Here is a 20,677-nt window from a genome sequence, read left to right as displayed (position 1 = left end):
CTCCCTGTTCCCTGTTCCATGCTCTTCAAAATTCACCGCGATACCAGTTCTGCAATTTCTTCAGCCAACTTCCCGCCTTGCCCGTAGGCAGCGATGGGCGGCGCGGGTGTTCTATCTGGCTGCCCATCAGCAGCAGGCCCACGCCGGTCGCGTGCACCGGGTTGCCCACTACTTCGCCCAAACCGTGTACGTGCTGCGGGATACCCACGCGCACCGGCATCTGCACCATTTCTTCGGCCAGTTCGACCACGCCTTCCATCTTCGAGGCGCCGCCCGTCAGCACCATGCCGGCGCGCACCAGTTCCTCGAAGCCGGAGCGACGTAGTTCCGCTTGCACCATCTCGAAGATTTCCTCGTAACGGCCCTGCACTGCCTGCGCCAGCGAATGGCGCGGCATGCGTCGTGGCGGACGGTCGCCGACGCTGGGTACCTGGATGCTTTCTTCCGCCGTCGCCAGTTGCGCGAGCGCACAGGCGTAGCGAACTTTGATCTGCTCGGCTTCCGGCGTCGGCGTGCGCAGCATGTGCGCGATGTCGTTGGTGACATGGTCGCCGGCGATCGGCAGCGAAGCCGTGTGGCAGATGGCGCCTTGCACGAACACGGCCAAATCGGTGGTGCCTGCGCCCATGTCTACCAGCACCACGCCCAGTTCGCGCTCATCGCTGGTCAGCACCGCCACACTGGAGGCAAGCGACGACAGGATCAGATCATCGATCTGCAAACCGCAACGCTGCACGCACTTACTGATATTGGCAGCGGCCGATTGCGCGCACACCACCAGGTGCGCATGCACTTCCAGGCGCACGCCGGTCATGCCGACGGGATTGCGGATGCCTTCCTGAGAATCGTCCAGCACATACTCGCGCGGAATCGCGTGCAGGATTTTCTGGTCGGCCGGAATGGCGACCGCCTTGGCCGCTTCCAGGACCCGGTCCAGATCGCCCCAGGTCACTTCGCCGTCGCGGATCGGCACGATGCCGGGCGAGTTCTTGCATTGCACATGGTTGCCGGAGATCGACGCATAGACCGAGCGGATCTCGCAGCCGGCCATCAGCTCCGCTTCCTCCACCGCGCGCTGGATCGACTGCACGGTGGATTCGATATCGACCACCACGCCGCGCTTGAGCCCACGCGACTCGTGCGAGCCGATGCCGATCACCTCGATAGGATTGCCCGGCGAGTACTCACCCACCAGTGCGGTCACTTTGGAGGTGCCGACGTCGAGTCCGACGATCAGCGATTTGTCGCCTTTGCGGTTCATGTTTTTGATGCCTGTTGTGGAGCGAGAGCGGGAACGGGGAACGGGGAACGGGGAATGCGGCGATACAGGGAGCGGAGAAGACGCGACTCATCTGGTGGAACGTTGTTTCGCATCCCGCGTGCTATCCCTTGTCCGCTGCCCGGCGCGGGTTCGCGATCTTTCATTCCCTGTTCCCCGTTCCCTGTTCCCTGCTTTTCCGTATCCCAACTCAACGCAAATCCATTCGTGTAACGCAGGTCCGCGCGTCGCAGCGCCTGCGGCTGCATGGTCAAAAGCTGTGGAAGCATCCGTGCGAAGCGGCCCAGACGTGGGCGCGCGTCGGCGCGGCCAATCACCACTTCCGTTCCATTGCCCAACGTCAGCGACCAACTGCCACGGCGATCCAAGGTCAGGCGCTCGACTTCCAAACCCAACGGCGCGAACAACTGGCGCGATTCGTTGTACAGCGCGATCACTTCCTGCACCTGCGAATCCGGTCCGCCCAGCTGCGGCAGTTTCAAACCCGAAAGTGCTTTTGGCGTCGGGAAAAGACGGCCGTGCTCGGACAACAGGCGATCCTGGCCCCAGCGTGCGAATGGTTCATGCTCCACCACGCGGATTTCCATCACATCCGGCCAGCGCTTGCGCACTTCGGCACGCTCCACCCACGGCAGCTTTTCGACGGCGTCTTGAGCGTCCTGCAGGCGGACAGCAAAGAATCCATGCTTCGCATAAGGCAGCACCGCCGCGCGCAACTGCGCCGGATCGACGCGCTCGAACTCGCCGTGCATACGCAGTTTGGCCAACGGCCAGCGTTCGGCACCGATCCAGCCATTCATGACGGCGACCACGGGCAATGCCACCAGAGCCAGTGCGAGCAGCCAAGCGATGATGCGCAGCGCGGCGTTCATGGGTTGCTCCTGCGGAGCGGGGAACGGGGAACGGGGAACGGGGAATGACGCAGTCCCGCGACCGACGCTGCGTTGCTCCAGCGATGACGGGAATGAAAAACAGGGAATAGGGAATGGCGCAGCACTGCAGCAGAAGCCGCATTGCTCCATTCCCTGTTCCCTGTTCCCTGTTCCCGCTTCTGCATTCTCATGCCGCGATCTCCGGCAGTGTCGTTTCCAGGATCCGCCAGCACAGCTCTTCGAAACCGATGCCGGCCTGGCCCGCCGCCTTGGGCACCAGCGAATGACTGGTCATGCCTGGTGCGGTGTTCACTTCCAACAGATAGAACTTGCCGCTGTTGCGGTCGCGCATGACGTCCACGCGGCCCCAGCCTTTGCAACCGGCAGCCTGGAATGCGGCCAGCGCGATACGGCCGATTTCGGCTTCCGCTTCGCTTTCCAAACCTGGACACAGGTACTGCGTATCCTCGGCCACGTATTTGGCGTGGTAGTCGTACCACTGCCCCTTCGGCACGATGCGAATCGACGGCAATGCGACATCGCTCAGAACGGCGACGGTCAGCTCGTCGCCTTCGATCAGCTGTTCCATCAGCAGTTCGCCGTCGTAGCGCGCTGCCAGCTCGACCGCCGCGTCGAGATCAGCTTCCTGAAAGACGCGCGTTATGCCAACGCTGGAACCTTCATTGGCCGGCTTGACGATGACGGGAAGCCCGAGCTGCTTGGCGGCAGCATGCATCGCCTGCCCACTGTCAGCACCACTCAACAAACGGACATAGCGAGGTGTCGGCAGATCCAGCGACAACCACACTTGCTTGGTACGAACCTTGTCCATGCTGAGCGCGGAGCCCAACACACCAGAGCCGGTATACGGTGTACCGAAAGCTTCCATCAAACCTTGTACGACGCCATCCTCGCCGCCACCTTTGTGGCCGTGCAGAATGTTGAACACGCGGTCGAAACGACGCTGGATCAGCGCTTCCGCCAGCGCGGGAATACCGTCCACCGCCGTCGCGTCGACGCCGCGAGCACGGAGCGCCTCCAGCACGTTGCGTCCGGAATCGCGGGAAACTTCCGCTTCACTGGAAGTTCCGCCCAGCAATACGGCGACTCGGCCAAAGGCATTCGGCTCTGTCACACGCAACGGCGGGAAAGTGTAGTGACTCATTCCACCTGCCCTCCGAATCCCTGCGTGGCGATCTGCTGTGCGATGTGGCCGATGTCGCCGGCACCCATCAGCAGCAGCAAGTCGCCGTCCTGCAAGACGTCCGGCAGCACGACCGCTAGTTCCGCAACTTGGCTGACCACGATGGGTTCGTTGCGCCCGCGCGCACGGATCGCGCGCGCCAGCGATTTGGCATCGGCTCCTGCAATCGGCGCTTCACCGGCGGGATAGACTTCGCTGAGCACCAGTACGTCGACTTCGGAAAGCACTGCCGCAAAGGCATCGAACTGATCGCGTGTACGGCTGTAGCGGTGCGGCTGGAAGGCGACCACCAGTCGCTTGTCCGGCCAGCCTCCGCGCGCGGCGGCGAAAACAGCGGCAAGCTCTTTGGGATGATGACCGTAGTCGTCGACCAAGCGCACCTGCGCTCCAGAGGGCGTGGCGATTTCGCCCAGGTCATTGAAGCGACGGCCGATACCGGCAAACTTTTCCAGCGCCGTGGCGATACTTTCCGGCGTCACACCCAACTGCCAGGCCACTGCCGCCGCGGCCAATGCGTTCTGCACGTTGTGCCGACCCGGCAACGCCAGCTTCACCGGCACATTCACGTCTTCGGGCAAGCGCAGGGTGAAGTGCATGCAGCCGCCCTCCTGCACCACGTTCTCGGCACGCACGTCGGCGTTCTCGGCAAAACCGTAGGTCATCACGTGGCGCGGGGTATCCGCGGCCAACACTGCAACCTCGGGGTCGTCGATGCAAAGCACCGCCAATCCGTAGAACGGCAGTCGCTGCAGAAACTCGGCGAACGCCGCCTTCACCCGCTCGAAGTCGTTGTCGTAGTTTTCCAGATGGTCGGCATCGATATTGGTGACGACGGAGATCAATGGATTCAGACGCAGGAAGCTGCCATCACTCTCATCGGCTTCCGCCACCAGCCACTGCCCATCGCCGAGCTTGGCGTTGGCACCGGCCGCCAACAACTGACCACCGATCACGAACGTCGGATCCATGCCGCCTTCGCTCAATACGGCGGCGGTCAAGCTGGTGGTGGTGGTCTTGCCGTGCGTACCGGCGATGGCGATGCCGCGGCGGAAACGCATCAGCTCGGCGAGCATGGCAGCGCGCGGCACGATGGGAATGCGCTGCGACCGTGCTTCCATCAGTTCCGGGTTGTCATGCTTGATGGCACTGGAAACCACGACGCAATCGGTGCCCAGCACGTTGGATGCATTGTGGCCGCGCATCACGCGCGCGCCCAACGAAGCCAGGCGGCGTGTCGCCGCATTGTCGGCGTTGTCGGACCCGGACACTTCATAACCCAACGTGCACAGCACCTCAGCGATCCCGCTCATGCCCGACCCGCCGATGCCGACGAAGTGAACACGACGGAATTCGCGAGCCAGATTGCCCGTGTGCTGCAGGCGACGCTCGCGTGCGGCGGCCATCATGGGGTGGCTCCTTCGAAGCGGGAAACGGGGAACGGGGAACGGGGAATGACAGACCCCCATGCCCGCACGTCCGCGATGCTGTCGAAGCCGCGGACCGTCGTTCCCTGTTGCCCGTTACCTGTTCCCAGCTTCATAGTGCTTCTTCCAAAATAATGTCGGCGATGCGTTCGGCCGCATCGGTCTTTGCCAGTCCGCGTGCTGCTTCCGCCATTGAGAGGCGCTTGCCCGCATCAGCAGCCAGGTCGCGCAACATGCCGGTGAGTTCGGTGGACAGGGATTCGTCTTGTTTCAGCAGCAACGCCGCACCGCGTTCGACCAGGAATTCGGCGTTGCGGGTCTGGTGGTCGTCGACTGCTTGCGGGAATGGCACCAGCACGCTGCCGATACCCACCGCGCACAGTTCCGCCAAGGTCGACGCGCCCGCACGGCAGATCACCAGATCGGCCCAGCCATAGGCTTCCGCCATATCGGCGATGAACGGCTCCACCTTGGCCATAACGCCTGCATCCGCATAGGCACGTACCGCTTCGTCGTGCAGTTTTTCGCCGCACTGGTGGCGCACTTCCATGGCGAAGCCATCCAGCGCCGCGGCCGCTTTGGGAACCGCCTGATTCAACGCACGTGCGCCCTGGCTGCCACCCAGCACCAGCAGGCGCAATGGTCCTACCCGGTTCGCCAGGCGCTGCGTGGGCTCCGGCACCGCGGCGATTTCGTCGCGCACCGGATTACCCACGTATTCTTCGCGCTGCGCAAAACTGCCGGGGAAGCCAGTCATCAATCGACGTGCGTATCGAGCCAATACCCGATTGGTGAAGCCAGGCGCGCGGTTCTGCTCATGCACTAGCAGCGGCGTCCGCATTAGTCGTGCTGCGATGCCACCCGGCCCCGCGGCGAACCCTCCGAAACTGACCACGGCACGTGGCGCACGCCGACGCAGCACGAAGCCAGCCGCGCGAATCGCACGCAAGACCCGTATGGGCGCACCTAGCAATGCCAATTTGCCTTTGCCACGCAATCCCGAGATAGCGATGGTGTCCAGCTCGATGCCGTGTTGCGGTACCAGGCGCGTTTCCATGGCACCGTCCGCTCCCAGCCACACCACCGGCACACGGCGCGCGCGCAGCACCTTGGCCACCGCCAATGCAGGGAAAATATGCCCACCGGTGCCGCCCGCCAGGATCATCACTGGGGCGCCTTGAGTCGCCACGCTGGATTGCCCTGATGTCTGCGAGGGATGCGCATACGTGCTCATGTGATCCTCTCGAAGGTCGGTTCGACACGCGGGCGCAGCCGGTTGGTACCGCGTATCGGATTCGATGCGGCGGTCGGCGCAGGCGTAGCCACCTTAGGCAAGGGAACGGCGGCTTCCGTTTCCGTGTGCGGCTCGGCGGACGCCTGCATCGCTTCGCCGCGCAGCGCGACCTGGCGCTGGGCGCGCTCCAGCTCATAGGAAACCCGCAGCAGCAAACCCATTGCCACGCAGGTCATCAGCACACTGGAACCACCTGAAGAGATCAGCGGCAGCGTCAAACCCTTGGTCGGCAGCAGACCCAGGTTGACGCCCACCGAAACGAAACTCTGCATGCCGATCCACAACGCGATACCGAACGCGCAGTAGCCGGCGAAGTGGCGGCGCATTTCCACGCAACGCAAGCCGATCCAGAAAGCGCGGCCGACCAGCAGTGTGTACAACGCAATGACCAGGCACAGTCCAACGAAACCCAGTTCCTCGCCGATTACCGCGAGAATGAAGTCGGTGTGCGCTTCCGGTAGGTAGTTCAGTTTTTGGATCGAGCCGCCAAGGCCCACACCGAACCATTCGCCACGGCCGATCGCCATCAAGGCGTTGGTCAGCTGATAGCCGCTGCCGAACGGATCGGCCCATGGATCGGAGAACGAGGTCAGGCGGCGCATGCGGTAAGGCTCGGCAATGGCGATCACCGCTAGCACCGGGAGCCCGACCAGCACTGGTCCAAACATGCGCGGCATGTTGACGCCACCCAGCACCAGCATGCCCGCGGTGATCGCCAACAGCAGCGAGGAAGAACCGAAGTCCGGTTGCGCCAGCAACAGCGCCACCAGACCCACCGCCACACCCAGCGGCTTCAGCATCGCCGGCCAGGTGGCGTTGACTTCGTCGCGGAAGCGCACCAGATAGCTCGCCAACCAGACGATGAAGAACACCTTTACCGCTTCGACTACCTGGAAGTTGGAAACACCCAGGTTGATCCAGCGATGCGCGCCTTTCACGCTCACGCCCAAGCCCGGCACGAACACCAGCAACAACAACACGAAACAACCCAGCAACAGCAGGTGGTTGTAGTGCTCGATGGTCTTCAGCTCAGTGCGCATCGCCCACCATGCCAAGCCCAGACCGGCGGCGAGAAACAGGATGTGGCGGGTGGTGTAATAGAAAGGCGATGCAGCCAGTTCGATCGAACTGGAAGCGACCATCACCACACCCAGCGATGCCAATGCCAACGCGGCGCCCAGCAGCCACGGATCGTAGCGGCCGCCGATGGCCTCCAACCGGGTTGCCTGGCGCAGCGTATCGTTCATCAGCGCACCTTCAATGTCGCCAGCCCCACCAGGACCAGCACGACGGAGATGATCCAGAAGCGCACGATCACGCGCGGCTCAGGCCAGCCCTTGAGTTCGAAGTGATGATGGATGGGCGCCATCCGGAACACGCGCTTGCCGGTGAGCTTGAACGACGCCACCTGGATCATCACCGACAGCGTTTCGATCACGAACACACCACCCATGACCACCAGCACCAACTCCTGGCGCACGATCACGGCAATGGTGCCCAGCACCGCACCCAGCGCCAGCGCACCGATGTCGCCCATGAACACCATGGCCGGATAAGTGTTGAACCACAGGAAGCCGAGCCCGGCACCGGCGATCGCCGCGCAGATGATCACCAGCTCGCCCGCACCTGGGATCTGCGGAATCTGCAGGTAGTTGGAGAACACCGCATTGCCCGAGGCATAGGCGAACACACCCAGCGCGCAAGCCACCAGTACCGTCGGCATGATCGCCAAGCCATCCAGGCCGTCGGTCAGATTGACCGCGTTGGAGAAACCGACGATCCAGAAGTACGCGATGGCAACAAAGGTGACCCCGACCAGCGGTAGCGCGATGGCTTTGAAGAACGGGATATAGAACGTGGTCGCTGCCGGCACATCGGCGGTGTAGAACAGGAAAAGGCCCGCAGCCAAACCGCACACCGATTGCAACAGGTATTTCCAGCGCGACTTCAACCCGTTGGGATCGCGCCGGACGATCTTGATCCAATCGTCGTACCAGCCGATGGCGCCGAACGCCAGCATCACTGCCAGCACCAGCCACACGTAGCGGTTACGCAGGTCACCCCACAGCAGCACCGAGAACAGCACCGTCATCAGAATCAGCGCGCCACCCATCGTTGGCGTGCCGGCCTTGGTGAAATGCGTCTGCGGGCCATCCTGACGGATCGGCTGGCCGCCCTTGAACTGCGCGAGGCGGCGGATCACAGCCGGACCGACCCACAACGACAGGAACAACGCAGTCAACGCCGCGAGAATGCCGCGAAAGGTCAGGTAGCCGAACAGGCCAAAAAAGTTTTCCAGGCTTTGCAGCCAGCGTGCCAGTTCAAGCAGCATGTGTTTTGTCCTCCCCTGCGGACAACAGTGCAGCGACGATGCGATCCATGGCGCTGCCGCGCGAACCTTTGACCAGCACGCGGACCAGACCGGACGCAGCATCGGCCGTGGCCGCATTCAAATCGGCACGCAATGCGTCCGCCAATGCTTTATGGGTATCGAAAGAACCCGCGCCTTCACCGAACGTCAATGCGGCGGCTTGGCTCAATGGTCCAAATGTGTACAACCGACGAATACCGGCGCTCTTGGCGCGACGCCCGGCTTCGGCATGCAGCGCCATCTCGCCGGCACCGAGTTCGCGCATATCGCCCAGCACCAGCCACGCTTGACCCTGCCCCGACGCAGTGGCAGCAGCCAGCGTGTCGATGGCTGCGTCCAGCGAACCGGGATTGGCGTTGTAGCTGTCGTCGATCAACACCGCACCATTACGCAACCGATGTGCGATATGGCGGCCCGCCACCGGCTTGGCCGCGGCCAGGCCTTCGGCGATGGTGGACAGCGAAATCCCACAGCCCAGCGCCAGCGACGCCGCCGCCAGTGCATTCAGCATGTTGTGGCGGCCAGGCAGATGCAGCTCGACGGCGACCTCGCCCTGTGGCGCGACCAGCATGAAACGCGAACCTTCTTCGCCAACGTGCACATTGCGTGCCGTGACGTCCGCGGACGCCTCCAGTCCAAACCGGATGACCCGCCGACCTGAAGCCAGCTGCGCGAAGTATTCGGCAAAACCGTCGTCGGCATTGATCACCGCCACACCGTCGGGCCGCAGCGCTTCGTAGACAGCACCCTTGGTTTCCGCCACGCCCAACAGTGAACCCATGCGCTCCAGATGAGCCGCCGCAACGTTGTTCACCAGCGCGACGTCAGGCGTGACGATGTCGGTCAGATAAGCGATATCGCCCGGCTTGCCGGCGCCCATTTCGTAGACGGTGAAGTCAGCGTCTTCCGGCGCGTCGATCACCGCCAGCGGCAAACCGATTTCGTTGTTGCGATTGCCGGGATTGGCATAGGCGATACCGGCCCGTTGCAAGATGGCCACGATCAGCGTCTTGACGCTGGTCTTGCCGTTGCTACCGGTGATGGCGACGACTTTCCCACTGTTCTCTTGCTGGATGCCCGTGGCGATACGCGCCAGCGCCAGCTGGCTGTCGGCAACCACCACTTGTGGCAGATCGACCTTTACCGTGTGCTCGGTCAACAGCGCGACGGCACCGCGCATGGCGGCGTCATAGGCAAAATCGTGTCCATCGAAGCGTTCGCCTCGCAGCGCGACGTACAGGCTGCCCGGCTCCAACGCCCGCGTATCGTGGGTGATGGCACCGATGACGACATCGTCGCCGATCAGTTCGCCGCCCGCCCAATGCGCCAGCAGGGAAAGAGGAATCCGCTTCATGGCGTCGCCTCCAGGGCCGCTCGCGCCACGGCGGTATCGTCGAACGGATGCTTCACGCCATTGATTTCCTGATAAGGCTCGTGTCCCTTGCCGGCGACCAGCACGATGTCGTTCGCGGTGGCTTGGCCGATGGCATGGGCGATGGCGCGGCCGCGGTCGCGCAATACCGTCACGTCATTCGGCCGCGAAAAACCCGCCAGAATGTCCGCCACGATGCGATCACCATCTTCGCCGCGCGGGTTGTCATCGGTGACTATCACCACGTCGGCCAAACGCTCGGCGCTGGCCGCCATCTGCGGCCGCTTGCCGGCATCGCGCTCACCACCGCAGCCGAACACGCAGATCAATCGGCCGTGCACGTGATCGCGCAGACTGGACAGCGCTTGTTCCAAAGCGTCCGGCGTATGCGCGTAGTCGATGACCACCAGCGGGCGACCCTTGTCGCCTTGCCCGGTATCGCCGCCCAAACGGTTCATCCGGCCATGGATCGGCAACAGTCGCGACAGTGTGCGGGCGATCTCCACGGGCGTTTCGCCCAATGCGTACAAGCTGCCGGCCACCGCCAACAGGTTGTCGACATTGAAGCGGCCCAGCAAGCGCGACTGCACGGGGTGCGATTCTTCGTCCACGGCCAAGTCGAATGCGATTCCTGCCGAATCCAGACGCAGGTTTTCCGCGCGCATGTTGGCGCCAGCCTGGCCGCGCGAACTCAGGCCAACACGTTGCAGCGCGGGCGGCAACAAGCCGAACAATTCGCGGCCGTAGGCATCGTCAAGGTTGATCACTGCTGCTTTCAGTTCTGGCCAATGGAACAACTGGGCCTTGGCAGCACCATAGCGGACCATGTCGCCGTGATAATCGAGGTGATCGCGGGTGAGATTGGTGAAGACACCCACATCGAAGTGAACGCCGTCGACGCGCCCCTGATCCAGTGCGTGCGAGCTGACTTCCATGGCGACGGCCTTGGCACCAGCGTCGCGCAGCTGCGCGAGCAGCGCATGCAGCTGCAGCACCAGAGGCGTGGTGAAACCGGTGGGCGTCACTTCGCCATACATGCCGGCTCCCAGCGTGCCGATGCTGCCGCAGCGTGTGCCACGGATGTGCCACGCTTGCGCAAGCAGCTGTACCGTCGAGGTCTTGCCATTGGTGCCGGTAACGCCCACCACCTTCATGTCACGCGATGGATAGGCATGGAAGCGGTCGGCCAAGGCGCCCATGCGTGCACGCAAGCCGGGGACCGCAATCGCGTCCTTCGGTGCGGACAAACCTGATGGCACCGGAGGTTCGAACAGGATCGCGCTGGCGCCGTTCTCTTTCGCTTGCTCGGCGAAGTTGAGCCCGTGCGCACCGAAGCCGGCGATGGCGACAAAGACATCGCCGGACTCGACTGCACGACTGTCCTGTACCAGTCCGCGCACCACGATGTCGCGCGGTACGTCCACGTCGGGCAACAGTTCGGCAAGCGCCATCATGCGCCTCATCGCGTCGCTCCCGGTGGGTTCATCGCGGCAGGAATGGTGCTGTCGTAGATCGCGGCTTCGTCGACTACTTCACCCAATACAGGGACCGGGAGCGGGAGTGATGTTGGAAGCGTCGTACTTGCAGCGCGAGACTTCGTGTTTCCCGCGGCCTGCGCGGCAAGCCACGTCTCGATATCGTCAGGCGGCACATCCATCAGCCGCAACGCGCCTTCCATCACGTTGTGGAAAACCGGCGCGGATACATGTCCGCCGTAGTAGCCGCGTCCGGGGTCAGGATCGTTGACCACCACCACCATCGAAAAGCGGGGATTCTCCACCGGGACCACGCCGGCGAAAAACGACACGTAGCGGCGCGAGTAACCGCCTCCGCTCGCCTTGCGCGCCGTACCGGACTTGCCGGCGACGTGGTAACCCAGTATCGCGGCCTGGGTTGCGGTGCCGCCCGGCTCGGTTACCGTCTGCATCATCTTCATCACTTGTTGCGCGGTGGCCGGCTCCAGCACCTGGCGCGGTTCGTTTCGCTGGCCTTTGACGAAGGTGGGAGCGATGAGCTTGCCGCCGTTGGCCAACGCCGCGTACGCCTGCGCAATCTGCAACGGGGTAGCACTCAAACCATAGCCATAGGACATGGTCGCCTTGGTGGTACCACTCCAACGAGAAGGCGGCATCAGTACGCCAGCCGATTCGCCCGGGAAGCCGCTGCCCGGCTTCTGCCCATACCCAAAGTTACGAAGGAACTCGTAGAAATAATCGTTGGGCAGTTTGGCGACCACTTTCGCCGCGCCTATGTTCGAGCTTTTGGTGATCAGGCCGGTGATGGTCTGCACGCCATAGTTGCGAAAGTCGCGGATGGTGTAGCGACCCAGCGCCATGGTGCCGGGGGAAACATCGATCTGAGTATCGGGCGTCACGAGGCCGGCCTTGAGTGCGGCGGCCACGGTGAGCGGCTTCATTGTCGAACCCGGCTCCACCACATCGGTCACGGCGCGGTTGCGGTGCGTATCGGGCTTGCCGACATTGACAGCGTTCGGGTTGTAGGTCGGCAGATTGACCATGGCCAGCACTTCGCCGGTGGCGACATCCAGCACGACCGCGGAACCACTGCTGGCACCGAGCTCCAGCAGCTGGTGCTTCAGTTCGCGATAAGCCAGGAACTGGATGCGGCGATCGATGCTGAGTGTCAGCTCCTTGCCAGGCTGCGCGGAGCGCACCAGGTCCACGCTTTCGACGATCCGGCCGCGGTTGTCGCGGATGACCTTTTTCGCGCCGGGAGTACCGCGCAGCCATTCGTCGAATGCCAGCTCCAGACCTTCCTGGCCCTGGTCGTCGATATTGGTGAAGCCCAGCACGTGGGCCATCGCTTCGCCTTGCGGATAGAAGCGGCGGAATTCGCGCTGCGAAAACACGCCGGGGACTTTGTGGTCCAGGATGCGGCGTGCTTCGTCCGGATTGATGCGGCGCTTGAGGTACAGGAATTCCTTGTCGGCACGTTGCGCCAGGCGATTGGTCAGGTGCTCGCTCGGCACGCCCAGGGCCTTCGCCAACTCGGGCAGTCGCTCCGGATACTTCAGCAGTTCCTGCGGATTTCCCCACACCGATTCCACCGGCGAAGACACGGCGACCGGTTCTCCGTTGCGGTCGGTGATCATGCCGCGCGACGTGGGAATGGGAATTTCGCGCAGGAAGCGCGCATCGCCTTGGCGCTGGTAGAAATCGTTGTTGATCAGCTGCACATACGCGGCTCGCCCTACCAGGCTGACCGAGCACAAGCCCATCACACCGACCACCAGCGCGAGCCGCCCACGCAAGTTGAAGCGGGCGCGATTGCGGCCCTTCGGTGGCGGAGCGTTTTTTCCGGACCGGTTCATGGGCGCACCACCACGACGTCGGTCGCCTCGGGGAACTTCATCCCCAAGCGGGTACGCGCGATTTGGTCGATCCGATTGCTTTCGGCGACGGTCGCTTGTTCCAGCTGCAGTCGGCCGAACTCGACGTTCAATTCATCACGCGCTTTTTCCAGCCGTGAGAGCTCGACGAACAGCACACGATGCCGATGGCGCGCGTAGATCACCCCAATGGCGGACCCCACATTGGCGAGGATCAGGACGACCAGGAGGACGCGGATCACGGTGTGCCTCCTGCGGAGGCGGGGAACAGGGAACGGGGAACAGGGAATTCGAGGGCATTGCGGGCTGATGTATCCCGTGCACGACCAACTTCCCGTCGCATGGGTTCCTTCATTCCCCGTTCCCCGTTCCCCGTTCCCAGCTTTTCAGCCACCCGCAGCACCGCGCTGCGCGCGCGCGGGTTGGCGGCGAGCTCTTCTGGTTCGGCACGTTGCGTATCACCAACGGCGCGCAGTACGGGTACGAAGTCTTCCACCATGGGTAGGCGCCGGTTGGCCGGCGGCGCCTTGGCGTGGCGCAGGATGAATCGTTTGACGATGCGGTCTTCCAGCGAATGGAAGCTGATGACCGCCAACCGGCCTCCCGGCTTCAGCTGCGCCAGCGCAGCGTCCAAACCGGTTTCCAGATCGGCCAACTCGCGATTGATGTGGATGCGAATGGCCTGGAAACTGCGGGTGGCGGGATGGATGTTGTCGTGCTTGCCGCGCGGCACCACGGATGCGATCAGGTCGGCCAGCTGCGCGGTACGGGTCAACGGCTGCTCCGCGCGCCGCGCAACGATGGTGCGAGCGATGCGGCGGCTCAAGCGCTCCTCGCCATAGGTCCACAGCACGTCGGCGATTTCACGCTCGTCGGCACGCGCCAGCCATTGCGCAGCGCTTTCGCCCGACTCCGGATCCATGCGCATGTCCAGCGGGCCGTCCTTGCCGAAGCTGAAACCGCGCTCGGCCACATCCAGCTGCGGCGATGACACACCCAGGTCCAACAGCACACCGTCCAATCCTTCCGTGGTCTGGTCCCATTGCGCCAACTCCGCGAAGCTGCCGCGCCGGATCGTCACGCGCGCATCGCCCGCGAACGTCTGTTCGGCATGTGCGATCGCTTCGGGATCCTTGTCCATCAACAGCAGCCGGCCTCCCGGGCCGAGTTGTTGCAGCACGCCGCGCGCGTGCCCGCCGCGCCCGAACGTGCCGTCCAGATACGTTCCGTTTTCCTTGACCTGCAGCCCTTCCATGACCTGTGCGTACAACACCGGCAAATGCAGCGGGGAAAGGTGATCGGCCTGCGCGGACTGCCGCGTGCCGTCACCCTTGCTCACAACCGCAACTCGAGCATGTGCGCACTCAGATCATCGTCAGTGAGGGTCTGACGGATCTGCGCGTGATGCGCTTGCTCGCTCCATAGTTCGAACTTGTCGCCCATGCCCAGCAGCACGGCTTTCTTCTCGATGCCTACCGCGCTGCGGTGGCTGGCGGGAATGCTGATGCGGCCATTGCCGTCCAGCTCCACCGGCGTGGCCGCGCCGACCAGCTTCAATTGCAGACTGCGATGCGCGCGCTGGGTGCTGGGCAGTTTGTTGACGTCATCCCTGACCCGCTGCCACACGGTTTCCGGATACAGGTAGAGGCTGCCGGCTTCGAACGGGTTGTAGGTAATGACCAGCCGGTTGCCGCACTCGCGCGCGACCAGGTCCCGGTAGGCGGTGGGCACCGCTAACCGGCCCTTGTCATCGACTGTGATGGCGGTCTCACCTTGAAACACGAGCCTGCACCTGCAATCCGCTTGGAAAGGCGGTCATTGAACCACGAAAAACCACAAAAACCCGGGTTTTCCCTCTGACGCCCACATTAGCACCGAGCACAGGGTTGTCAACAGGCAAGACAAGAAAAAATCACGAGAAGGATCAATAGCTTGCGGCGAACTTGAGAGAGTTGTTCAAGCTTTATCCACAAGTCGCTGTTTAGTCTCAAATTTTGAGATTGAGGCGTGATTCAGCGACATGATCAGGGCGTTACGGCGATCTCATCAAAACTTGCGACACTAGACGGGTGGGGTTCGCCTCGTCATTCAGATTCCGCCAATGTGCGTGCTCGCTCTCGCTTGGAACGTCCACCCCCGCTGGCGATTGCTGCTGGCCGGAAACCGCGATGAATTCCATGAGCGCCCCACTGCCGCCCTTTCCCCATGGGAATCCGGCGGCGACGTGCTGGCAGGTCGGGATCTGCGATCGGGTGGAACCTGGGCCGGACTGGACCGAGGTGGACGAATGGCCGTCGTCACCAATGTGCGGGATCCCCGCATCGTGCTTCCGCAAGCGCCCTCACGCGGGCGGCTGACGACGGAATTCCTGACCACGGCGGGACACGCCACCAGGTACGGGCAGGCGTTGCTGGGCAGCGCCGTGGATTACGCCCCCTTCAACCTGCTGGTGTCCGACGCGGTCCGCTGCGAATTCATCAGCAACTACCCCGCTCCTCGGCAGATGAGCCTCAGCGACGGCGTACATGGCCTTTCCAACGGTGATCTGGACGAGCCCTGGCCCAAGACCCGCCGGCTGGCCGGGGCGTTGGCTGATTGGCTGGCGGCAGGGGAAAGCGATCTGGAGCCGCTTTGGCGCGCGCTGACCGACGAAACCCCCGCGCCCGACGACGAGCTTCCGGATACTGGCCTGGAACTGGAGCGCGAGCGGATGCTGTCGGCCATCTTCATCCGTGACGCGGTTTATGGCACCCGCGCCAGCACGTTGATTGCCATCGGCTATGACGGCCAAGGCTGGATCAGCGAGCGCCGGTTCAACGCCGGCGGCGAATTCACAGGCGAAACGACGCTGAGCAACAACAACTGAATTTGCCCAAGTCCCCTGTCGTAGGAGCGCCGTCCTCGGCGCGAGCTCTTCGCTTCTCCCGCGATCTGACGCGAAGAGCTCGCGCCGAGGACGGCGCTCCTACATCGAATAACGATCGAACATAGGCACATCCCGAAGCAATCGATGTACCTCGACAAAAGTGGCGGAGCCGGCCGATAAGCCGGGTTCTGTCGTGGACAGTCATTCCTCTAGGCGCAGCGTCACCGCTACGCTCAAGCAACCTACCCGGAGACACCGCGGGCCGCGGCATTGCCTCCCTATTTGGTCTTGCTCCCGGTGGGGTTTGCCGTGCCGGTCCGTTGCCGGACTCGCGGTGCGCTCTTACCGCACCATTTCACCCTTGCCGTCCTACTTGCGTAGTCTTAGGCGGTATCTTTCTGTTGCACTTTCCGTCGGCTTGCGCCGCCCAGGCGTTACCTGGCACCGTGCCCTATGGAGCCCGGACTTTCCTCGGCACCCATCATGCAAGCATGATCGATGACGCGACTGTCTGGCCGGCTCCGCCACGCGCATTGTCGCACGCCAGTGACCGCGCGACGCGTGGTTGGGAGAACGCAGCCTGTACGGCTGGATACAAAGATATGCCGGCTTAAATCGAAAAGAACGCCATCGCGAATCCGCCGAAGCCCAACGCCAGCACCACCAGCCAGGGAGGCAGTTTGGCCCACATCAGCGCTGCTATCGCCGCCAGCACCAAAGCGATATCTCGCCAATCGCGCACGCTGCTGGTCCATAGCGGGTTGTATAGCGCAGCCAGCAGCAGGCCAACCACGGCGCCGTTGACACCCGCCAGTGCTGATTGAATCAATGCGTGACGCCGCACTTGCGCCCAGAACGGCAGCACGCCAACCACCAGCAGAAACGAGGGAAGAAAAATGGCGAACAGGCACCCTGTTCCCCCTAGCCAGCCGCCGGGTCCCACCGCCATCGCCGCACCCAGAAATGCGGAGAAGGTAAACAACGGCCCCGGCACCGCTTGAGCGGCGCCGTAACCTGCCAAGAAATCACTCGCGCTCATCCATCCCGGGGCTACGACTTCGGCCTGCAGCAACGGCAGCACAACGTGTCCGCCACCGAATACCAGCGACCCCGCGCGATAGAACGCATCGAGAATCCGCGCATTTTCGTCGCCCGACCATGCGGCAACCAACGGCAGCGCCAACAGAAGAGCAAAGAAGATCGACAGCGCCCATCCGCCGTATCTTTTGGGTAACGCAATCGCCAAGCCGGTTTCCCCGATCACGGTTGATGATCGCCGCAACAGCAAGCCGACGCCGGCACCCAGCAGAATCACCCCGACCTGCATCAACGCCTGCGGCCATACGATCATCAGCAGCGCCGAGACCAGCGCCAGCGCCAGATGCACCGGCTCACGGCAAAACATCCGCGCCATTCCCCACACCGCCTGCGCCACCACCGCAACCGCCACCAGCTTCATGCCGTGCAGCGCGTCGGCCGGCAATGCCTGCCCCCAACGCATCAAGCCAAGCGCGAACAGGATCATCAACAGCGCCGACGGCAGTGTAAACCCGCACCACGCCGCCAATGCTCCGCGCAAGCCCGCACGCTTGATGCCGATCGCCATGCCGACCTGGCTGCTGGCCGGACCGGGCAGGAACTGGCAAAGCGCGATCAGCTCGGCGTATTCGCTTTCCGATAACCAACGGCGACGCACCACGAACTCGTCCCGAAAATATCCGAGATGAGCGATAGGCCCGCCGAAGGAAGTCAGACCCAGACGCAGGAAGACCAGAAACACACCTCGGAGATTCCCACGGAGTTGTTCCGTTGCCGTTCCTGTTTCCATCACCTGCTCATACAGAACGATAGATGGGCGAAAGCTGGTTTCTCACGACGGCTCCTTCAACCCATACAACGCCTTGCGCGGAGCTCCCGTGATCTCGGCGGCCAGTTTGGCGGCGGTGGACGGCGGCAGATGCTCGTTGAGCATCGAATAGACGCGTTTTCCTTCCGCCAGCTGCGCGTCGGCATCATCGCCAGCGCCTTGCACGATCAAGACGAACTCGCCCTTGCGTTGGTTATCGTCGGCTTCGACGCGTGCATGCAGCTCGGCCAAATTGCCGTCCAGCACCGTTTCGAACAGTTTGGTCAGCTCGCGCGCGAGTACCGCTGGGCGTTCGTCGCCGAAAGCGCCGCGCATGTCCTCCAGCGAGTCGGCGATGCGGTGCGAGGACTCGTAGAACACCAAGGTGCGGGTCTCGCCGGCCAATCGCGCCAGGCGTTCGCGCCGTGCCGACGCTTTGGCCGCCAGAAAGCCTTCGAAAACGAATCGATCACTCGGCAGCCCGGCTACGCTCAACGCTGCGATTGCGGCGCATGCGCCGGGGATGGGGCTGACAACGATTCCTGCTGCACGCGCCGCGCGGACCAGGCGATAACCGGGATCGCTGACCAGCGGCGTGCCGGCATCGCTGACCAGCGCCAGCGACTCACCAGAGGTCAAACGCGCGACAACGCGCTGCGCCAGCGCCTCTTCGTTGTGCTCATGCAGCGCCACCAGTGCGTTGTCGATGCCGAAATGCGACAGCAACTGCCTGGTACGGCGGGTGTCCTCTGCGCAGACCGCAGCCACGCCCCGCAGGGTATCGAGCGCCCTGGGCGATAGATCGGACAGGTTGCCAATAGGGGTGGCGACGATGAACAGGGTTCCAGCTGGCATTTAGGGAGCATCCTTCCACAAGGGTAGAATCGTAGCCGGTTCCCACGTCCCGCCGCTGAGTATGCCCATGGATAAGCGATTCGGAAGGATCTTCACATTGCTGCTGGCCACGTTGCTGATGGCCAGCTGCGCCACGTCCCAGGTCAGTGGACCGGTTAAGCCGGCACCGCGATCGAATCCCGCCTTCGTGGCGGCGGCACCCTTGGCGGCCAATGACGCCCAATTGACGGGCCAGGCCCGGATCGACAATGCGCGCGAGATCGAGCGGCTGCTGTCAGGGCTGGACGACGCCACGTTGTCGCGTGATGCCGCCGCATTGCCGCCAGGCGATCCTTTGTACGACTTCGCGGGCCGCGCCCTGTTGCGCCGTGGCCTTCCGCTGCCGCGGCCGTTCGAACGAGGCGAACAATGGGGTTTCGCCGCCGGGAATCGTCCGCCCGCGGACAGCGATGGCTACCGACCGCCCATGAAATTGGCGGTATTGCTCCCGCTTTCCGGCGACCTGGCTACTGCCGCCGCCCCCGTCCGCGACGGTCTGCTGACCGGCTACTACGATGAAAAGCGCCGTCGTCCGGAAGTCGATTTCTACGACACCGCCGGCACGCCTGGCGGTGCCATCGCCGCATACGGACGAGCGGTCGCCGCTGGCGCTGATTTCGTCGTCGGGCCGTTGGGCCGCGATGAAGTGGGCGCGATATTCAAAGAGTCCAACCTGTCGGTGCCGATGCTGGTGCTGAATCGTGCCGCGGAAACGCCGCCGCCGGGCAATGCCGGTTTTTCGCTGGCACCGGAGGACGATGGATTGATCGCTGCGGAGTATCTGCTGGAACGCGAACGCCGCGCCGTCCTGGTGATCGCCGGCAACGACGACAACGGTCGTCGTGCGGCACAGGCGTTCGGTGATCGCTTTCGCGAACGTGGCGGCACCATCGTGCAGATATTGAGCGTTGCGGATGCGCCGGGTGATCTATCCGCTGCCCTGACCGCGGCTGCGCAACGCGGAACGGATTCGGTGTTCCTCGCGCTGAAGGGCGCTCCAGCGCGAGCGATCATGCCGCAGTTGGCATTCGCGGGACTGGGCGCCAAGACGCGTGTAGCCACTTCGCAGCTGCCATCGGGCACCGGCAAGCCCGAAGAGGACATGGCACTGGACGGCGTAGTGTTCCCCACCGACCTGTGGAGCTCGCGCGGTACCGCGGGCCTGCCCGCCGCCAGCGTGGTGGCCGAACGCGTCGCCACCGCCCGTGGCCCGGCGGCGCGTTTGTTCGCTTTCGGATACGACGCCTGGCTGCTGACGGCTTATCTGGAGAAGCTCGCACTCGGCAATACGGAACTTCGCGGTGCCACCGGCAAGTTGCAATTGGACGGGTTCGGCAACGTACTGCGCTCGCCGGCATGGTCCACCTTCAGCGGCGGTCGTGCGGTGCCGATCGCCGATGGCGGTTGATCGCCGCGCACGCGGCAATGTTGCGGAAGACGCCGCCCGCACGGAACTGAAGCGCGCGGGCTTGCGTGAGATAGCCGCCAATGCGAACTACCGCGGCGGCGAACTGGACCTGGTGATGGAGGACGCGGGCACCTTGGTGTTCGTGGAAGTGCGCTACCGGCGCTCGCGCGCTTTTGGTGGCGGCGCGGCGTCGGTCGATATCCGCAAACGCCGCAAACTGGTCCTGGCCGCGCAGCTGTTCCTGGTTGGCCACCGCCAATACGCGCACGCGCCGTGCCGCTTCGATGTCGTCGAAGCCGAAGGCGATCCAACCGCACCGCGCCTCCATTGGATCAAAGACGCCTTCCGCGCCGACGACGTGTAGCCGGATACACCGCGGGGATAGCCCAGGCGGTAGTAGCGCCGTCTCAGCGGTAGGAGCGGCGTCCCGCCGCGAGCTCTTAGCTTCTCCCGCGACCTGACAGGAAGAGCTCGCGGCGGGACGCCGCTCCTACCGCC

Annotated in this window: 17 protein-coding genes, 1 other RNA gene and 1 pseudogene; 3 read left to right on the top strand and 16 right to left on the bottom strand. The window is 63.6% G+C overall.

Features of this window, described 5'->3' with window-relative positions; genetic code table 11:
• Positions 1 to 25 precede the first annotated feature (25 nt).
• The 13 genes from ftsA to mraZ all read right to left on the bottom strand — a co-directional run bounded on the left by ftsA (position 26) and on the right by mraZ (position 14,947).
• On the bottom strand, positions 26 to 1,261 hold the full coding sequence (gene ftsA, locus AB6O04_RS04780; protein ID WP_368562639.1) for a cell division protein FtsA: 1,236 nt from the start codon (positions 1,259 to 1,261) through the stop codon (positions 26 to 28).
• On the bottom strand, positions 1,258 to 2,151 hold the full coding sequence (locus tag AB6O04_RS04775) for a cell division protein FtsQ/DivIB (protein ID WP_368562638.1): 894 nt from the start codon (positions 2,149 to 2,151) through the stop codon (positions 1,258 to 1,260). The genes ftsA and AB6O04_RS04775 overlap by 4 nt, the downstream gene beginning before the upstream one ends.
• 187 nt (positions 2,152 to 2,338) lie before the next feature.
• On the bottom strand, positions 2,339 to 3,316 hold the full coding sequence (locus AB6O04_RS04770) for a D-alanine--D-alanine ligase (RefSeq protein WP_368562637.1): 978 nt from the start codon (positions 3,314 to 3,316) through the stop codon (positions 2,339 to 2,341).
• Entirely contained in the window at positions 3,313 to 4,761 is a 1,449-nt protein-coding gene (gene murC, locus AB6O04_RS04765; protein ID WP_368562636.1) for a UDP-N-acetylmuramate--L-alanine ligase, read from the bottom strand. Before murC ends, AB6O04_RS04770 begins: the two co-directional genes overlap by 4 nt.
• A gap of 130 nt (positions 4,762 to 4,891) precedes the next feature.
• On the bottom strand, positions 4,892 to 6,013 hold the full coding sequence (murG, locus tag AB6O04_RS04760; RefSeq protein WP_368562635.1) for an undecaprenyldiphospho-muramoylpentapeptide beta-N-acetylglucosaminyltransferase: 1,122 nt from the start codon (positions 6,011 to 6,013) through the stop codon (positions 4,892 to 4,894).
• The gene (gene ftsW, locus AB6O04_RS04755; RefSeq protein ID WP_368562634.1) at positions 6,010 to 7,320 is read right to left on the bottom strand and encodes a putative lipid II flippase FtsW; all 1,311 of its coding nucleotides are present in this window, start codon (positions 7,318 to 7,320) and stop codon (positions 6,010 to 6,012) included. The genes murG and ftsW overlap by 4 nt, the downstream gene beginning before the upstream one ends.
• Positions 7,320 to 8,405 carry a phospho-N-acetylmuramoyl-pentapeptide-transferase gene (gene mraY, locus AB6O04_RS04750; RefSeq protein WP_368562633.1) on the bottom strand — a complete coding sequence of 362 codons (1,086 nt, stop codon included), beginning with the start codon at positions 8,403 to 8,405 and terminating at the stop codon, positions 7,320 to 7,322. Before mraY ends, ftsW begins: the two co-directional genes overlap by 1 nt.
• The gene (gene murF / locus AB6O04_RS04745) at positions 8,395 to 9,798 is read right to left on the bottom strand and encodes a UDP-N-acetylmuramoyl-tripeptide--D-alanyl-D-alanine ligase (RefSeq protein WP_368562632.1); all 1,404 of its coding nucleotides are present in this window, start codon (positions 9,796 to 9,798) and stop codon (positions 8,395 to 8,397) included. The genes mraY and murF overlap by 11 nt, the downstream gene beginning before the upstream one ends.
• Entirely contained in the window at positions 9,795 to 11,279 is a 1,485-nt protein-coding gene (locus tag AB6O04_RS04740; protein WP_368562631.1) for a UDP-N-acetylmuramoyl-L-alanyl-D-glutamate--2,6-diaminopimelate ligase, read from the bottom strand. The genes murF and AB6O04_RS04740 overlap by 4 nt, the downstream gene beginning before the upstream one ends.
• Positions 11,276 to 13,147, bottom strand: coding sequence for a peptidoglycan D,D-transpeptidase FtsI family protein (locus tag AB6O04_RS04735; RefSeq protein ID WP_368562630.1), 1,872 nt, complete (start codon positions 13,145 to 13,147; stop codon positions 11,276 to 11,278). The genes AB6O04_RS04740 and AB6O04_RS04735 overlap by 4 nt, the downstream gene beginning before the upstream one ends.
• Complete coding sequence (gene ftsL, locus AB6O04_RS04730) at positions 13,144 to 13,407, bottom strand: cell division protein FtsL (RefSeq protein WP_368562629.1); 264 nt, start codon at positions 13,405 to 13,407, stop codon at positions 13,144 to 13,146. Before ftsL ends, AB6O04_RS04735 begins: the two co-directional genes overlap by 4 nt.
• A complete protein-coding gene (gene rsmH, locus AB6O04_RS04725; protein WP_368562628.1) occupies positions 13,404 to 14,504 on the bottom strand; it encodes a 16S rRNA (cytosine(1402)-N(4))-methyltransferase RsmH in 1,101 nt (366 codons plus the stop codon). Before rsmH ends, ftsL begins: the two co-directional genes overlap by 4 nt.
• Positions 14,501 to 14,947, bottom strand: coding sequence for a division/cell wall cluster transcriptional repressor MraZ (gene mraZ / locus AB6O04_RS04720; protein WP_337344353.1), 447 nt, complete (start codon positions 14,945 to 14,947; stop codon positions 14,501 to 14,503). The genes rsmH and mraZ overlap by 4 nt, the downstream gene beginning before the upstream one ends.
• A 319-nt stretch (positions 14,948 to 15,266) precedes the next feature.
• On the opposite strand from mraZ, the gene AB6O04_RS04715 reads away from it, so the two are divergent.
• Positions 15,267 to 16,031, top strand: a complete 765-nt coding sequence (locus tag AB6O04_RS04715) for an NRDE family protein (RefSeq protein WP_368562627.1) — start codon at positions 15,267 to 15,269, stop codon at positions 16,029 to 16,031.
• 161 nt (positions 16,032 to 16,192) lie between these two features.
• On the opposite strand, the gene rnpB is transcribed toward AB6O04_RS04715, so the two are convergent.
• The 3 genes from rnpB to rsmI form a co-directional block, all read right to left on the bottom strand.
• An RNA gene (gene rnpB, locus AB6O04_RS04710) (RNase P RNA component class A) lies at positions 16,193 to 16,554 on the bottom strand.
• Positions 16,555 to 16,641: 87 nt separating this feature from the next.
• A complete protein-coding gene (gene chrA, locus AB6O04_RS04705; protein ID WP_368562626.1) occupies positions 16,642 to 17,811 on the bottom strand; it encodes a chromate efflux transporter in 1,170 nt (389 codons plus the stop codon).
• A 90-nt stretch (positions 17,812 to 17,901) separates the two neighbouring features.
• Positions 17,902 to 18,732: a 16S rRNA (cytidine(1402)-2'-O)-methyltransferase gene (gene rsmI / locus AB6O04_RS04700; RefSeq protein ID WP_368562624.1), complete on the bottom strand. Its 831-nt coding sequence runs from the start codon at positions 18,730 to 18,732 to the stop codon at positions 17,902 to 17,904.
• A 184-nt stretch (positions 18,733 to 18,916) separates the two neighbouring features.
• Between rsmI and AB6O04_RS04695 the strand changes: the two are divergent.
• Both AB6O04_RS04695 and AB6O04_RS04690 read left to right on the top strand, forming a co-directional pair.
• Positions 18,917 to 20,179 (top strand): annotated as a pseudogene (locus tag AB6O04_RS04695) (penicillin-binding protein activator); the annotation flags it as partial.
• Positions 20,169 to 20,543 (top strand): YraN family protein, encoded by a 375-nt coding sequence (locus AB6O04_RS04690; protein WP_368562623.1) that lies wholly within the window; start codon positions 20,169 to 20,171, stop codon positions 20,541 to 20,543. The pseudogene AB6O04_RS04695 and the gene AB6O04_RS04690, both read left to right, overlap by 11 nt.
• The last annotated feature ends 134 nt before the right edge of the window (positions 20,544 to 20,677 follow it).

Source organism: Pseudoxanthomonas sp. UTMC 1351 (assembly GCF_040948865.1).
In the GTDB taxonomy this organism is placed as follows: domain Bacteria; phylum Pseudomonadota; class Gammaproteobacteria; order Xanthomonadales; family Xanthomonadaceae; genus Pseudoxanthomonas_A.
The sequence above is the reverse complement of the archived record's forward strand: the minus strand, read 5'-3'. Positions and strand labels throughout refer to the sequence as shown.

Bases quoted from the DNA above. Each gene is read 5' to 3' on its own strand.
- AB6O04_RS04735 (WP_368562630.1), bottom strand. From the start codon at position 13,147: ATGAACCGGTCCGGAAAAAACGCTCCGCCACCGAAGGGCCGCAATCGC.
- murC (WP_368562636.1), bottom strand. From the start codon at position 4,761: ATGATGGCCGCCGCACGCGAGCGTCGCCTGCAGCACACGGGCAATCTG.
- AB6O04_RS04690 (WP_368562623.1), top strand. From the start codon at position 20,169: ATGGCGGTTGATCGCCGCGCACGCGGCAATGTTGCGGAAGACGCCGCC.
- ftsA (WP_368562639.1), bottom strand. From the start codon at position 1,261: ATGAACCGCAAAGGCGACAAATCGCTGATCGTCGGACTCGACGTCGGC.
- murF (WP_368562632.1), bottom strand. From the start codon at position 9,798: ATGAAGCGGATTCCTCTTTCCCTGCTGGCGCATTGGGCGGGCGGCGAA.
- AB6O04_RS04770 (WP_368562637.1), bottom strand. From the start codon at position 3,316: ATGAGTCACTACACTTTCCCGCCGTTGCGTGTGACAGAGCCGAATGCC.
- rsmI (WP_368562624.1), bottom strand. From the start codon at position 18,732: ATGCCAGCTGGAACCCTGTTCATCGTCGCCACCCCTATTGGCAACCTG.
- AB6O04_RS04775 (WP_368562638.1), bottom strand. From the start codon at position 2,151: ATGAACGCCGCGCTGCGCATCATCGCTTGGCTGCTCGCACTGGCTCTG.
- murG (WP_368562635.1), bottom strand. From the start codon at position 6,013: ATGAGCACGTATGCGCATCCCTCGCAGACATCAGGGCAATCCAGCGTG.
- ftsW (WP_368562634.1), bottom strand. From the start codon at position 7,320: ATGAACGATACGCTGCGCCAGGCAACCCGGTTGGAGGCCATCGGCGGC.
- AB6O04_RS04740 (WP_368562631.1), bottom strand. From the start codon at position 11,279: ATGAGGCGCATGATGGCGCTTGCCGAACTGTTGCCCGACGTGGACGTA.
- mraY (WP_368562633.1), bottom strand. From the start codon at position 8,405: ATGCTGCTTGAACTGGCACGCTGGCTGCAAAGCCTGGAAAACTTTTTT.
- AB6O04_RS04715 (WP_368562627.1), top strand. From the start codon at position 15,267: ATGTGCGTGCTCGCTCTCGCTTGGAACGTCCACCCCCGCTGGCGATTG.